The organism is Pseudoxanthomonas sp. LH2527, assembly GCF_022539275.1.
Classification (GTDB): Bacteria; Pseudomonadota; Gammaproteobacteria; order Xanthomonadales; family Xanthomonadaceae; genus Pseudoxanthomonas_A.
Map to the genome: position 1 here is coordinate 68,203 of NZ_JAKZBW010000013.1, position 14,906 is coordinate 83,108.

Consider the following 14,906-nt stretch of genomic DNA (forward strand, 5'->3'; position numbering starts at 1 on the left):
AGCGGAGGGACCGGCTCAGCGCGCGCCGCGACCGAACAGCACCACTTCCACCGTCTGCAACAGGATCATCATGTCGAAGACGAGGCCGTGGTTCTTGACGTAGAAGAGATCGAATTTGAGCTTCTCCTCGGCATCCTTCACCGAGGCGCCGTACGGATAGCGCAGCTGCGCCCAGCCGGTCAGGCCCGGCTTCACGCAATGGCGGACGCGGTAGTAGCGGACCTCGTCGTTCAACATGTCGACGAACTGCGGCCGCTCGGGCCGCGGGCCCACGAAGCTCATGTCGCCGCGCAGTACCGCGAACAGCTGCGGCAATTCGTCGAGCCGCGTCTTGCGGATGAAGCGGCCCACGCGGGTGGTACGGTCGTCATCCTTGCTCGCCCACACCGCGACACCGCCCTTCTCCGCGTCCGTTCGCATGCTGCGGAACTTGGTCAACTTGAAATGGTTGCCGCGCTCGCCGACGCGGATCTGGCTGTACAGGACCGGACCACCCGATTCCAGCCATACCGCCAGCGCGGTCAGCAGCATCAACGGCCAGGCGAGCAGCAGCAGCGCGCCCGCCGCCAGCAGGTCGAAGAAGCGCTTGCTGAGCCGCCGCGGCGTGGAATAATCGAAGCCGCCGGAAAACACCAGCCATGACGGGTCGACGATGTTCAGCTGCACCATGCCGGCTTCGCGCTCGAAGAACGTCGACAGGTCGATCACGTTCACGCCCTGCTGCACGCACTGCAGCATGTCTTCCATCGGCAAGCCGCCGCGGCGTTCGTCCGGTGCGATCACCAACTCATCGATCTGCAGTTCTTCCACCAGATCGGCCAGCGTGCTCTCGGGCTTGAGCAGCAACTCCTCCCGCACGACCACCGGCTGCCCGTCCACCGGCACGAAGCCGACGATCATGAAGCTGCGGCGATCCGCCTTGCGCCGCATCCGACTGTTGATCAGGTCCGCGTTGGTGCCTGCGCCCAGTACCAACAGGCGCTGCTTCAGCACATCGGTGCGGAACAGACTGACCGACAGCATCCGCACCGCCACGATGGCGACCGCCGAGATCGCCAGCGAGAGCGCCAGCACGCCACGACCGATGTAGGCCTGCGGCACGACGTAGTACAGCACCACCAGTGCGATGCCGCCGAGGACGAACGACAGGAGGAACCGCAGGAAGAAATCCATGCGGCTGTGCCGCATGTGCACTTGGTACAGGCCGAACGCGGCCATGGCACCCGTGAGGCATAGCGCCACCAGCAGCGCACGCGCCGGCGCGTGCTCGACGAACTCCAGGTGGGTCTCATGATCATTGAGGAAGCGCAACCAGGCCGAGCCCAGCACGGCAAGCACGATGATCACTACTTCCAGCAGCCACAGGAACCGGATGGCCCTGGACTTTTGACTGGCATGGGTCGATTTCATTGCTTCCCCTGTCTGTGCGCCAAGCTCCGCTGTTTCTCGCTGGGGCGGCCTGCCGCCCGACCGAACAGCCGCTCCCATGACGCCCTTCTCCACCACAAGAACGCAAAACGCTACGCATCCGGACACGGTGCTTCGGTGTTATCGCTGCGTGCCCTCGGCCATCGGCCACAGCCGGCCAGCGACACATGCGATGTCGGGCCCGCGCGACACGGCGCACACGACATCGGGCCCCAGATCCAGCAGGTCGGTGCACACCCGCGCGGACTGGCCGGGATGCAAGACTGTCGGTTCCCCCTCGGGCAAGGCGAAGGTATCCATTTCCCGCCCCAGCCCGACGCCCGCGGCCTTGAGGAACGCCTCCTTGCGCACCCACAGATCGAGCAGTGCGGCGCCGCGCCCGGCATCGCGGCGCCCGGCGATACGTGTTCTTTCATCGCCATGGCAAATCCGTTCGGCGATGTCGGCCATGGCCTCGACGCGGTGGATCGGCTCGATGTCCACGCCAATCGGGCCGTGCAGGCTCACTGCCACCGCGACATGGTCGTCCGCATGACTCAGGCTGGTGCCTGCCTGCAGGCCTTCGAGTAGCGGGCGTCCGTGCGCGTCGCGCACGAGCGGTACACGCGCCGGCGCCAAGCTCAGGGCCTGTGCGAGGAACAGGCGATGCAGCGCATACGCGAGCGCCAAGCGGTGGCGATCCCTCTCCCGCCGTTGACGTCGCACGCGTTCGTGTTCGTGCACGTCGAGGATGTGCAACGCGTCGGCCGTCCATGCGCGCCAGTCGTCCAACGCGAACACCGCCACCAACGCGTTCTGCCGAAGCAGTTGCGAAAAACACCCGCTGCCGAACCCGTGCGGAAACGCGGACGCCAGGGGCATCCTCGACGGGGGCTGGACGCGATGGGGAAGTTGCGCAGCGACGAACGACATGCCGGGTCACGAGCGCCGACGGGGCGCGATACCTGCATCACGCACGCAGCGCCGGGAACAGGCCACCCGCAGAAGTCGAGAGCCCGATGCAGACCCAGAAACGCAAAGAGCCAGCGGATGGCCGCTGGCTCTTTGCGTTGTAATGGCGCGCCCGGAGAGATTCGAACTCCCGACCGCCTGGTTCGTAGCCAGGTACTCTATCCAGCTGAGCTACGGGCGCGTGAGGAGCGGAATTATGCGTGAAGCGTTTTCCACTCGTCAATCTTTTTTCTACTTCTTCCTGCCTCCTACGGCGTCTTGGCAGAACGCTTTCGGAGAACACGGCATGCGCAGAACTTTCCTGCACCGCCGATACCGGTACCCGAATGCACACCTTTTCAAAGAGGCTCAGGGACAGGCTTCAAACTGGCGGAGTGAGAGGGATTCGAACCCTCGATAAGGCTTTTGACCCTATACTCCCTTAGCAGGGGAGCCCCTTCAGCCGCTCGGGCATCACTCCGGTTTGACGCACGTTGCAGGCAAGCTGCAGCGGCCGCATAGGATAGCGGCTCGCCGCGCAGGCGGCAAACAAAATCACTCGGACGTGACGTTCTCCGACGAGGACGGCGAAGAAATCTCTTCGCCACGCTGGATGCGCTGATAGATTTCTTCGCGATGCACCGCCACGTCCTTGGGCGCGGTGATGCCGATGCGAACCTGGTTGCCTTTGACGCCGAGCACGGTCACCGTGACCGAATCGCCGATCATCAGGGTTTCGCCGACACGGCGGGTCAAGATCAACATGTTTCTTCTCCGTAATCCGGCAAAGGATAGTGCCGGGGGCGCGCTGGCTCCGTGAAAATGGGCCGGCGGCTTCCTGGTACATTCATGAACTTAAAGCATGTTAGCGGCCGGGGGCATACGGCCGCAAGCACCGATTGGTCCAAGACGGGGGTCAGGCAAGACGCTGCTGGACCCACCCCGGAACGCCCTGCAGGGCAGTCGCAAGGGCGGGCCCGTCCTCACCACCACCCTGGGCGAGGTCCGGGCGGCCACCGCCCTTGCCGCCGATCTGACCCGCGATATGTGAGAGGAGTTCCCCCGCCTTGACCCGGCCGGTTGCAGCGCCGTTCACACCGGCGACGAGCGCGGCCTTGCCGTCTGCGGTCCCGGCCAGGACGATCACCGCGTCGCCGAGCTGCTGCTTCAGGCGGTCCACCGCATCACGCAGGGCCTTGGCGTCGAAGCCTTCCAGCCGCGTGGCCAGGACGCGAATGCCCCCCACGTCGACGGCCGCACTGCCCAGATCCGAGGTGGCAAAGGAAGCCGCCTTCGCCTTCAGCGATTCCAGCTCGCGCTCGAGCTTCTTCTGCCGATCAGCCAGCGCGCGGATCTTGTCGACCACCTCACCGGCATTGCCGCCAAGCAGGCTGGCCGCCTCGGTCAGGCGGCGCTCTTCGTCCGCCACGTAGTCCAGCGCGCCCTGCCCGGTCACCGCTTCGATGCGCCGGACGCCGGCGGAGACACCACTTTCCCCCACCAGCTTGAACAGGCCGATGTCGCCGGTGCGGCCGACATGGGTGCCGCCACAGAGCTCCGTGGAGTAGTCGCCCATCTTCAGCACGCGCACGTGCTCGCCGTACTTCTCGCCGAACAGCGCCATGGCGCCGAAATCCAGCGCTTCCTGCATGCCCATGTGGTGCACTTCGGCGGCGCTGTTGGCGCGGATCTGCGCGTTGACGCGGCGCTCGATCTCCGCCAGTTCCGCAGCCGTCATCGGCTGGAAATGGGAAAAATCGAAGCGCAGGCGATCCGGCGCGACCAGCGAACCCTTCTGCTGGACGTGCGTGCCCAGCACTTCACGCAAGGCGGCGTGCAGCAGATGGGTGGCGGAGTGATTGAGGATGGTGCTGGCGCGACGCGCGGCGTCCACCGAGGCCACCACGTGATCGCCGAGCTTCAACGTGCCCTTGGCGACACGGCCCGCGTGCCCATGGAACTGGCCGGCGAACTTGAGCGTATCCGCCACATCGAACTCGACGCCCTGTTCGACCAGCACGCCGGTATCGCCGACCTGGCCGCCGGACTCGGCATAGAACGGGGTACGGTCCAGGATGACGACGGCATCGTCGCCGGCTTCCACCAACGGCACCGGGCGGCCCTCCTTCAGCAGCGCCACGACCTGCAGGCCGCCGGCATCAAGTTGGTCGTAGCCCAGGAACACGGTCGGCGAGAGCTGGGCCACCAGGTCGGCCGGCAGGCCCGTGGTGGAGGTGAACTTGCCGGCATCGCGGGCGCGGCGCTTCTGCTCTTCCATGGCGGCATCGAAGCCGGCCATGTCCACCGTCAGCCCGCGCTCACGCGCGATGTCGGCGGTCAGGTCGACCGGGAAACCGTAGGTGTCGTACAGCCGGAACGCATCGGCGCCCGGGATCACGCCATCGGCCACGCGCGAGGCAACGTCGTCGAAGATGCGCATGCCCGAATCCAGCGTCTCGGCAAACCGCTCTTCCTCGGCCTTGAGCGCACGCTCGACCAGTTCGCGGGCGGCCGGCAACTCCGGATAGGCATCGCCCATCAGCTTGGACAACGTACCGACCATCCTGTGGAAGAAGGGCTGGCGCACCCCGAGCATCCAGCCATGGCGCAGCGCGCGGCGGATGATACGGCGCAGCACATACCCCCTGCCCTCGTTGGACGGCAAGACGCCATCGACGATCAGGAAGCTGCAGGCGCGGATGTGGTCCGCGATCACGCGCAGCGACTTGTTCTCCAGGTCGGGCGTATCGGTCAGCTCGGCGGCCTTGCGGATCAGGCCCTGGAACAGGTCGATTTCGTAGTTGGTATGGACATGCTGCAGGACCGCAGCCAGACGCTCCAGTCCCATGCCGGTGTCGACGCACGGCGCCGGCAGCGGCACCAGCGTGCCGTCGGGCTGGCGATCGAACTGCATGAAGACGTTGTTCCAGATCTCGATGTAGCGATCGCCATCCTCATCGGGCGAACCGGGCGGGCCGCCAGCGATATGGTCGCCGTGGTCGTAGAAGATCTCCGTGCAAGGGCCGCAGGGACCGGTGTCGGCCATCTGCCAGAAATTGTCCGAGGCGTAAGGGGCGCCCTTGTTGTCGCCGATGCGGACGATCCGCTCGGGCGGCAGGCCGATCATCTTGTTCCACAAGTCGTAGGACTCGTCGTCGGTGTGATAGACGGTGACCAGTAGCCGTTCCGGTGCCAGTCCCCACACGTCCGTCAGCAACTCCCACGACCAGGCGATGGCCTCCTTCTTGAAATAGTCGCCGAAGGACCAGTTGCCCAGCATTTCGAAGAAGGTATGGTGGCGCGCGGTATAACCGACCGAATCGAGGTCGTTGTGCTTGCCGCCCGCACGCAGGCAGCGCTGCACGTCGGCCGCGCGCACGTAGCTGCGCTTTTCCGCGCCCAGGAACACATCCTTGAACTGCACCATGCCGGAGTTGGTGAACAGCAAGGTGGGATCGTTGCCCGGCACCAGTGAGGCGGACGGCACGATGGTGTGGCCCTTGCCGGCAAAGAAATCGAGGAAATCCTGGCGGATCTGGCGGGTGCTGGGGATCTTGGGAGTGGTCATCTGGCAGGCATTGGCGGGAAGGCGCCCCATCGCCCCGCGCCATGCGCCAAAGGCGGACGCGCCCGGGGGAGGCTACCCAATACGCTAGATTATCAGGCCGCCCCTTCCCAGTCCTCCGGCTCCAACTGGCTGGCGGCGCGGACCGCCGCCGCATCGAAGCCGCGCCGGATCAGGAAATCCGCGATCTTGCGGGCCTGCGCCGGCTCGATCCGGCGGGCTGGACCGAAACGGCGGCGGACGAGGTCGCACGCCGTTTCGGTCCAGTCGCCATCGAAGGTGGCCATGGCCGCCGCGACCGCCTCGCGGTCCAGCCCATGGGTGGACAGCTCGGCCTTGATGCGCAGCGGTCCATAACCACCCGAGACCCGGCTGCGGACCAGGGCTTCGGCAAAGCGCGTGTCGCTCTGCCAACCTTCATCCGCCAACCGGTCCACGGCCGATCGCACATCGGCCGCATCCACACCCCGGGATGCCAGCTTGCGGGACAGTTCCCGTCGGGAATGCTCGCGCCGGGTCAGCAGGCCCAGCGCGCGTTGCAGCGGGGTCTGCTCAACGGGCTTGCGACGGTGTCCCGCCCGTGCTCCCGCCTGCCCGTCCTCAGCCGACATCCCGCACCGCCCCGCGCTTACTCGCCGTCGTCGTCGGCTTTTTCATCGCGCGACGCTTCGGCCGGCTGGAACTTCTCGCGCAGTTCGGCCTCCAGTTGCGCGGCGATCGCCGGGTTCTCGCGCAGGAAGGTGCGGGAATTGTCCTTGCCCTGGCCGATACGCTCGCTGCCGTAGCTGTACCAGGCACCCGCCTTTTCGACCAGCTTGGCTTCCACGCCCATGTCGATCAGTTCACCCTCGCGACTGATGCCTTCGCCGTACAGGATCTCGGTGACCACCTGCTTGAACGGGGGCGCCAGCTTGTTCTTGACGACCTTGATCTTGGTCTGGTTGCCGATGATCTCGTCGCCCTTCTTGATGGCGCCGATGCGACGGATGTCCAGGCGAACCGAGGCATAGAACTTCAGCGCATTGCCGCCAGTCGTCACTTCAGGGCTCTGGCCGGGCATCATCACGCCGATCTTCATGCGCAACTGGTTGATGAAGATGACGGTGGTGTTGGAGCGTTTGATGTTGCCGGTGAGCTTGCGCAGCGCCTGGCTCATCAGACGGGCCTGCAGGCCCGGCAGCTGGTCACCCATCTCGCCTTCGATTTCGGCCTTCGGCGTGAGCGCGGCCACCGAGTCGATGACCACGATGTCGATCGAGCCCGAACGGACCAGCATGTCGGCGATCTCCAGCGCCTGCTCACCGGTATCCGGCTGCGACAGCAGCAGGTCGTCCACGTTCACGCCCAGCTTGGCGGCGTAGATCGGGTCCAGTGCATGTTCGGCGTCGATGAAGGCGGCCGTGCCACCCTGCTTCTGGCATTGGGCGATCGCCTGCAGGGTCAGCGTGGTCTTGCCCGAGGACTCGGGACCATAGATTTCCACGACGCGGCCACGCGGCAGGCCACCGATGCCGAGGGCGATGTCCAGCATCAGCGAGCCGGTGGGAATGATCTCGACCGGTTCGATGACCCGGTCGCCCATGCGCATCACCGAGCCTTTGCCGAACTGGCGTTCGATCTGGGTCAGTGCGGCGGATAGGGCGCGCTTCTTGTTCTCGTCCATTGTCGTGGTCCTCATCAAGGTGGTCAGGTGCGATCAGTGTGGTGGGCGCCCATCGCACAGGCTGCGACGGAGGGCGTGGGCGTGAAATTAGTCGTCGATGCGGCCCGCAGGGATCGGCCGGTGCCGCGCGCGGGCATCGGAAAACACCGCCCGGTCACGTCGGATACGCTCGCCGGCGTCACCGGTTCGGCCTCACCAGGCCGCAGTACAGTCCCTCGATGGCGAAATCCTGGTCGGGCAGCACGTCGATGGGGGCGTAGTCGGGGTTGCGCGGCAGCAGGCGGATGCGGTCCTTGCCGATCTTCAGCAGCTTGACGGTGATGGCGTCGTCGACCCGGGCCACCACGATCTGCCCGGAACGGGCGTCGCGCGTGCGGTGCACGCCGATCAGGTCGCCATCGAAGATGCCCTCGTCGCGCATCGAGTCGCCCTTCACCTTGAGCAGGTAATCCGGCGCGGGGGCGAAGAAGGCACGGTCCAGCAACACATAGTCATGGTGGCCTGCGTCCGCACCGATCGGCGCACCCGCCGCCACCTGTCCGAGCACCGGCACGCGCAGCCCGTCGTCGTTGGCCGGCGGAAACGCCAGGTCGGGCTGCGCAGAGGGCGGCGCCTTCAGCAGGCGGATACCGCGGGCACGCCCTGGGACGCGTTCGATGACGCCCGCCTGCTCCAGCGCTTCCAGGTGGTACTGGGCGGCGCGCACGCCCTTGAAGCCGAAGGCCTTGGCGATTTCCGCCTGCGACGGCGGCATGCCCTCGGCTTCGAGCCGTTCGGCGATCAGGGCAAGGATGGCGTGCTGGGTATCGGTCAGGTCCATGGTTAGTAGTAATACTACTAACTCTGACGTCTGGCAACTGCTTGATGGCTGCTGAGTCGATCAGCCGGCCCGTCGTGGCTATCCCGGGCGCCGGATCCGGCTTGCCCCGGCCCGGCAAACCAACCCGGCACGTCGCCGAACGCCGCCCCATGAGAGGGGCCGCATCACCTCAAAGCTGCTCCAGCCCCTTCAATGCCGTCTCGACCGTCTGCCTGCGCACGGCGTCGCGGTCACCATCGAACTGGAAGACCTCCGCCCGCGCGTAGCCGCCGCGCCGCTTCCAGCCGATCCACACCGTCCCCACCGGCTTGTCGGGACTGCCGCCGCCCGGGCCGGCGATGCCGGTGACCGCCACCGCGACGCTGGCGCCGGAACTCACCAGCGCGCCCGAGACCATTTCAATGACGGTTTCGCGGCTGACCGCGCCATGCGTCTCCAGTGTCTGCGGCCGCACGCCCAGCAGGGCCTGCTTGGCTTCGTAGCTGTAGGCCGCCAGGCCGCAGTCGAACCAGTCCGACGAGCCGGCGATGTCGGTCACGCACTTGGCGATCCAGCCGCCGGTGCAGCTCTCGGCCGTGACCAGATGGTCGCGCCCCTGCCGCAGGCGTTCGCCGACATGGTGGGCCAGGACGCGCAGCGCTTCATCGGTGGGCACGGACATCATCGGTTCCGACAGGGATTCGCGCCTGTTGTAGCCGATTTGCCGCGTGCTGTCGCCCTGCCGGACGCCGGAAAGAAAACGGCCCGCCTGGAGAGGCGGGCCGTCCGCGACATCATGCGAAGGGGATCAGTACCGGACGCGCAGGGTCATGCCGTACATGCGCGGCGCGCCGAGGAACGCGTTGAAGGTGTTGAACGGATTGTTCGGTGCCGGCGACACATTCTGCAGCGGGCCATCGAAGCCGACCTGCACGTACTCCTCGTCGGTGATGTTGCTGCCCCAGAACTCCAGCATCCAGCGCTGGTCCTGCGCGCCGATGCCGAAGCGGGCGTTGGCCACGGTGTAGGCGCCCTGCATCTTCTCCGGATCGAGATCGGAGCCGGTGTTGTACTCGGACACGTACTTGGCGCCGATGTTGAAGCGCGCCAGCAGGCTGCCCACGTCCCACTCGTAGGTGATCGATGCCGAACCGGACCACTTCGGCGCGAAGCTCATCTGCGCGCCGGGCAACTTGTACAGCGCGCCGGTCGGCGAGACGAAGTCGCCGCCCGGGATGTTGTCGCCGTACTGCGTGTCGGCGTACATCAGGCCGCTCTGCAGCATCAGGCCGCGGATCGACTTGGGCTGCCACATCAGTTCGGCGTCCAGGCCCTGCGAGGTGACTTCGGGAATCGAGCGCACCACGAAGCTGGTGCCCAGGAAGCTGTTGAGCTGGAAGTCCTCGTACTTCTGGTGGAACAGGGTGGCGTTCAACAGCAGGTTGCCGTCGAGCCAGGTGGTCTTGGCGCCCAGCTCGTAGCTGTCCACGAACTCGCCCGCGAACGAGGTGTCGAGAACCGGCAGGATGCCGTTCGCACTGCCGCTGCTCAGGCCGTTGGAGGACTGCACGCGGTCGAGGTTGAAGCCGCCGCCCTTGTAGCCGCGCGCGAACGAACCGTAGGTCATCACGTTGTCGTTCCAGCGGTAGGCCGCCTTGACCGTGCCGGACCATTCCTTCTCTTCACGCGACTGCACGGTGTCGCGCGTGGGCGCGTTGTGCAGCGGGTTGGCCCACGGCAGGCAGCCGTAGCCGACCACGGTCGGCGCGGCGGCGCTGGCCTGCGCCACCGACAGGCCGCGTGCGACCAGCGCGGCGACGACCTGCGCCGGGTTGGCGAGCATCGCGCCACAGCCGGCGCCACCGTTGGGGTTGCTGTAGTTCGACACCAGCGTCTTCTTCTCGCGGGTGTAGCGCAGGCCCAGGGTCAGGTCCAGGGCGTCGGTGGCGTGCCAGGTATTGTTGGTGAACAACGCCGTGCTCTTGGCGCTCTGCTCGTACGTGTCCAGCGCGCCCAGGCCGGCGAACACCGTACCGAACGGCCGGCCGGACGCCTGCGACAGGAACAGCGGGGCGGTCGGCGAGGTGCCCAGGGCCGGATTGATGATCGACAGCAGGGCCACCGACAGGTAGGGCTCGTAGTGCGAACCGATGCGATAGGTTTCGGTGCGGTCCAGGTCTTCGTCGGTGTAGAACGCGCCGACCATCCAGTCGATGCGGTCGGTCGCGCCGGTCAGCCGGAATTCCTGGCTGAAGGTCTTGAAGCCGGTGAACGACTCGTCCTCGTCGGCCACGCGGTACAGGATGTCGGCCGTGCTGAAATCGTAGTCCAGGCCGTTGATGGCCTCCCACTCGCGCTGCGCGGTGATGGAGGTCAGGGTGGCGCCGCCGAACCAGGACGAATCCCAGTTCACCTCCACGGCCACACCGTTTTCCTTGATGTCCTGGGTGGTCGGGCGGTTGCTGTAGGCGACGCGGTCGAACGGATTGTCGCCCGGCGCCGCGACCGCCTGGCCACCCGTCAGCGCGTTGAGGATCGCTGCGGTGGCGCCGACGGTGGTCTGCACTGCCGCGCAGCAGTTCTCTTCGCGGCTGGTGAAATCGCCCGACACCATGATTTCGAGGTTCTCGGTCGGCTCCAGCAGCAGCTTGCCGCGCACGGTGTGGAAGTTCTGGTCGTTGTCGTCGGTCTCGCGGCGCGGGCCGCTGCCCCTGCGCACATCCATCCAGCCATCGCGCTTGCGCTTGGCGGCGTAGATGTTGAACGCGCCCACTTCACCCAGCGCATCGTTGTAGGCACCCGACACGCCCAGGGCATTGTAGTTGCCCACCGTGACCTCGCCTTCCGCGCTCTGCGTGTAGCTGGGGCGGCGCGTGACCACGTTGATCACGCCGGCGGAGGTGTTCTTGCCGAACACCGTGCCCTGCGGCCCCTTCAGCACTTCGATGCGCTCCAGTTGGCCCAGGTCGCCGAAGCCGACGCTGTTGCGCGGACGGTAGACGCCGTCGATCACCACGCCCACCGAGGACTCCAGGCCGACGTTGTCGCCGACCGTGCCGATGCCGCGGATGCGCGCGGTGGTGATGGCCTCACTCTGCGTGCTGGTCACGGTCAGGCCGGGCACCAGGACCTGCAGGTCCTTGATGTCGCGCACGCCGGTGTCCTGCAGCAGTTGCTCGGAAATGGCCGTGACCGCGATCGGCACGTCCTGCAGCGCTTCCTCGCGCTTCTGCGCGGTGACCGTCATGGTGGCCAGCGTGGTGGGCTCCTCCTCACCGGCGGGTGCGGCGGCCTGCTGCGCGTACGCATGCGAGCTGGCGCAGAGCGCGGTGAAGACGGCGAGCGAAAGCGCTTTGTGCCTGGGCGATGCGTTGACCATGTTCTCCCCTCCCAAGGGTCATGTGCTGGCGATGAGTGCCTGTGATGTTTCTTGTGCGACAAGCGGCCGTGCCGCCGATGACGAACGCAACTCCCCTTGCGTCAACGCGAAATTAACACCCGCTTCACAGCTCGGCATTCTGCACTGCGTCGATACGCAGGCCAGCACTTTGGCACGGATAAGCCCCTGATTTTCCGAACGATCGTGCGGAACTTCGATTACGCCCACGACCCGATGGCATGGCGACATGCACGCCGGAAGAGAGGGCTGCGGCCACGCGACCGCCTCCCTGCGCGCGGCGGACGCCTGCGCCCAGCCGCTACAATCAACGCCCTTTTGCCTCCCCCTCCCCGCTGGCCTCGTGAGCAAAGACAAGTCGGAACACACGCCCCTGATGAAGCAGTTCTTCGCCGCCAAGGCGGAGTATCCGGACCTGCTGGTGTTCTTCCGGATGGGGGACTTCTACGAGCTGTTCTACGACGATGCGCGCAAGGCCGCGCGGCTGCTGGACATCACCCTGACCCAGCGCGGCAGTTCCGGCGGCGCGCCGATCCCGATGGCGGGCGTGCCGGTGCATGCCTGCGAAGGTTATCTGGCGCGGCTGGTGGCGCTGGGCGAATCGGTGGCGATCTGCGAGCAGATCGGCGACCCGGCGCTGGCGAAGGGCCTGGTGGAGCGCAAGGTGGTGCGCGTGGTCACCCCCGGCACCGTGACCGACGAAGCCCTGCTCAACGAGCGCCGCGACACGTTGCTGATGACGGTCAGCCGCGGCCGCTCGGGCTACGGACTGGCCTGGGCCGACCTGGCCGGTGGCCGCTTCATGGTCAACGAGGTCGACAGCGACGACGCGCTCGAAGCCGAGCTGGCCCGGCTGGAACCGGCCGAACTGCTGGTGCCCGACGAAGAAGGCCTGCCCGCCTTCCTGCAGCAGCGCACCGGCATCCGTCGCCGCGCACCGTGGCTGTTCGATCCCGACAGCGGGCGGCGGCAGTTGCTGGCCTTCTTCGGCCTGCATGACCTCACCGGCTTCGGCATCGACGACAAGGCGCTGGCCACCGGTGCCGCCGGCGCGCTGCTCGGCTATGTCGAGGAAACCCAGAAGCAGCGCCTGCCCCACCTGACCGCGATCGCGCTGGAATCGGCCAGCGACGCGATCGCCATGAACGCGGCCACGCGCCGCCACCTGGAACTGGATACCCGCGTCGACGGCGATACCCGGCACACGCTGCTTGGTGTGCTGGACACCACCGTCACCCCGATGGGCGGCCGCCTGTTGCGCCGCTGGTTGCACCGCCCGCTGCGCGACCGCACGCTGCTCGGCCAACGCCACCACGCCGTGGCCACGCTGATCGGCCAAGGCACGGATCGCGACCTCCGCACCGGCTTCCGCGCGCTCGGTGATCTGGAGCGCATCCTCACCCGCGTGGCGCTGCGCTCGGCGCGCCCGCGCGACCTGTCCACGCTGCGCGATGGCCTGGCGCTGCTGCCTGACGTCCGCCGCCACCTGCAGCCACTCGATTCGCCGCGCCTGCAGGCGCTCGCCGCCGAACTGGGAGAGCACGACGACACCGCCGCGCTGCTGCTGGCGGCCATCGCGCCGCAACCGCCGCTCAAGCTCACCGACGGCGGCGTGCTGGCCGACGGCTACGACGCCGAACTCGACGAGCTGCGCCGGCTCAGCACCAATGCCGACCAGTTCCTGGTCGACCTGGAAGCGCGCGAGCGCGCGAGCAGCGGCATCGCCACGCTGAAGGTCGGCTACAACCGCGTGCACGGCTACTACATCGAAATCAGCAAGGGCCAAGCCGACAAGGCGCCGGTGCACTACACCCGCCGGCAGACGCTGACCGGCGCCGAGCGCTACATCACCGAGGAACTGAAGCAGTTCGAGGACAAGGTGCTGTCGGCGCGCGAGCGTTCGCTGTCGCGCGAGAAGCTGCTGTACGACGCGCTGCTGGATACGCTCAACGCGCGTCTGGAGCCACTGAAGCGCTGCGCCGGCGCGCTAAGCGAACTCGATGTCCTGGCCGCCTTCGCCGAACGCGCGCAGGAACTGGACTGGGCGCAGCCCGAACTCGCCGAGGCGCCAGGCCTGTACATCGAGCGCGGCCGCCATCCGGTGGTCGAGGCGGTGCGCAAGGAACCGTTCGAGCCCAATGACCTGCGCCTTGGCAATGCCGCGCAGGGTGAGCCTGTCGAACCCCGCATGCTGGTGATCACCGGCCCCAACATGGGCGGCAAGAGCACCTACATGCGGCAGAACGCATTGATCGTACTGCTCGCGCACATCGGCAGCTTCGTGCCCGCCTCGCGTGCGGTGATCGGCCCGATCGACCGCATCCTCACCCGCATCGGCGCCGGCGACGACCTGGCGCGCGGGCAGTCCACCTTCATGGTGGAAATGGCCGAGACCAGCTACATCCTGCACCACGCCAGCGCGCAGTCGCTGGTGCTGATGGACGAGATCGGTCGCGGCACCTCCACGTACGACGGCCTGGCGCTGGCCGATGCCGTGGCGCGTCACCTGGCTTCGGTCAACCGCTGCTACACGCTGTTCGCCACCCACTACTTCGAGCTGACCGCGCTGGCCAGCGAACCCGGCAGCGGCATCGCCAATGTCCATCTGGATGCGGTGGAACACGGCGACACGCTGGTCTTCATGCATGCCGTGAAGGACGGTGCCGCCGACCGCAGTTTCGGCCTGCAGGTCGCGGCGCTGGCCGGACTGCCCAAGACCACGCTGCAACAGGCGCGTCGTCGGTTGGCGGAACTGGAGCAGCGCGGCCGCGAAACGCACGCCTCCGACATGGCCCCACAGGCGCTCGATGCGCCGCAGCAGTTCGGCCTGTTCGCTGCCCCTTCGGCGGCGCAGGAAGCACTGGCCGCGATCGACCCGGACGAACTGACGCCGAAGCAGGCGCTGGAATCCCTCTACCGCCTCAAGGCGCTGCTCTGACGTCTGCACGCCGCCCGCATACGGGCGCCCCTTTGCGTCCCGATGCGGCAGGCTCGTCCTGCGCACGCATCTACAACATCGGCGTAACGTGCCCGGGGTATCGTGGCGCGCACGAAAGGAGTTTCGGGATGGCGCAACGCACCATTGAAAGCCGCTATCGAACTCTTCGTCACAAACGATTTTCAT

General features: G+C 66.8%; 10 protein-coding genes and 2 tRNA genes. 1 reads left to right on the forward strand and 11 read right to left on the reverse strand.

Translation table 11 applies throughout. The annotated features are described in order from the left end of the window. Positions 1-15: 15 nt before the first annotated feature. The 11 genes from MMG85_RS09130 to MMG85_RS09180 form a co-directional block, all read right to left on the reverse strand. Positions 16-1,410 carry a TIGR03013 family XrtA/PEP-CTERM system glycosyltransferase gene (locus tag MMG85_RS09130; protein ID WP_241045763.1) on the reverse strand — a complete coding sequence of 465 codons (1,395 nt, stop codon included), beginning with the start codon at positions 1,408-1,410 and terminating at the stop codon, positions 16-18. A 138-nt stretch (positions 1,411-1,548) separates the two neighbouring features. Then, positions 1,549-2,289: a 4'-phosphopantetheinyl transferase superfamily protein gene (locus MMG85_RS09135; protein WP_241045764.1), complete on the reverse strand. Its 741-nt coding sequence runs from the start codon at positions 2,287-2,289 to the stop codon at positions 1,549-1,551. A gap of 194 nt (positions 2,290-2,483) precedes the next feature. Next, a tRNA-Arg gene (locus MMG85_RS09140) sits at positions 2,484-2,560 on the reverse strand. A 186-nt stretch (positions 2,561-2,746) separates the two neighbouring features. Next, positions 2,747-2,839 (reverse strand) — tRNA-Ser (locus tag MMG85_RS09145). Positions 2,840-2,913: 74 nt separating this feature from the next. Next, the gene (csrA, locus tag MMG85_RS09150; protein WP_055935579.1) at positions 2,914-3,123 is read right to left on the reverse strand and encodes a carbon storage regulator CsrA; all 210 of its coding nucleotides are present in this window, start codon (positions 3,121-3,123) and stop codon (positions 2,914-2,916) included. Between the two features lie 151 nt (positions 3,124-3,274). Beyond that, on the reverse strand, positions 3,275-5,926 hold the full coding sequence (gene alaS, locus MMG85_RS09155) for an alanine--tRNA ligase (protein ID WP_241045765.1): 2,652 nt from the start codon (positions 5,924-5,926) through the stop codon (positions 3,275-3,277). A gap of 92 nt (positions 5,927-6,018) precedes the next feature. Next, positions 6,019-6,534 carry a recombination regulator RecX gene (recX, locus tag MMG85_RS09160; protein WP_241045766.1) on the reverse strand — a complete coding sequence of 172 codons (516 nt, stop codon included), beginning with the start codon at positions 6,532-6,534 and terminating at the stop codon, positions 6,019-6,021. 17 nt (positions 6,535-6,551) lie between these two features. After that, positions 6,552-7,586 (reverse strand): recombinase RecA, encoded by a 1,035-nt coding sequence (recA, locus tag MMG85_RS09165; protein WP_055935588.1) that lies wholly within the window; start codon positions 7,584-7,586, stop codon positions 6,552-6,554. Between the two features lie 178 nt (positions 7,587-7,764). Beyond that, positions 7,765-8,406: a transcriptional repressor LexA gene (gene lexA / locus MMG85_RS09170; RefSeq protein ID WP_241045767.1), complete on the reverse strand. Its 642-nt coding sequence runs from the start codon at positions 8,404-8,406 to the stop codon at positions 7,765-7,767. 169 nt (positions 8,407-8,575) lie between these two features. Then, on the reverse strand, positions 8,576-9,067 hold the full coding sequence (locus tag MMG85_RS09175) for a CinA family protein (protein ID WP_241045768.1): 492 nt from the start codon (positions 9,065-9,067) through the stop codon (positions 8,576-8,578). 126 nt (positions 9,068-9,193) lie between these two features. Continuing rightward, complete coding sequence (locus MMG85_RS09180) at positions 9,194-11,764, reverse strand: TonB-dependent receptor (RefSeq protein ID WP_241045769.1); 2,571 nt, start codon at positions 11,762-11,764, stop codon at positions 9,194-9,196. Positions 11,765-12,158: 394 nt separating this feature from the next. Here MMG85_RS09180 and mutS point away from each other — a divergent pair, with 394 nt between their 5' ends. Next, positions 12,159-14,720, forward strand: a complete 2,562-nt coding sequence (gene mutS, locus MMG85_RS09185) for a DNA mismatch repair protein MutS (RefSeq protein ID WP_241045785.1) — start codon at positions 12,159-12,161, stop codon at positions 14,718-14,720. The last annotated feature ends 186 nt before the right edge of the window (positions 14,721-14,906 follow it).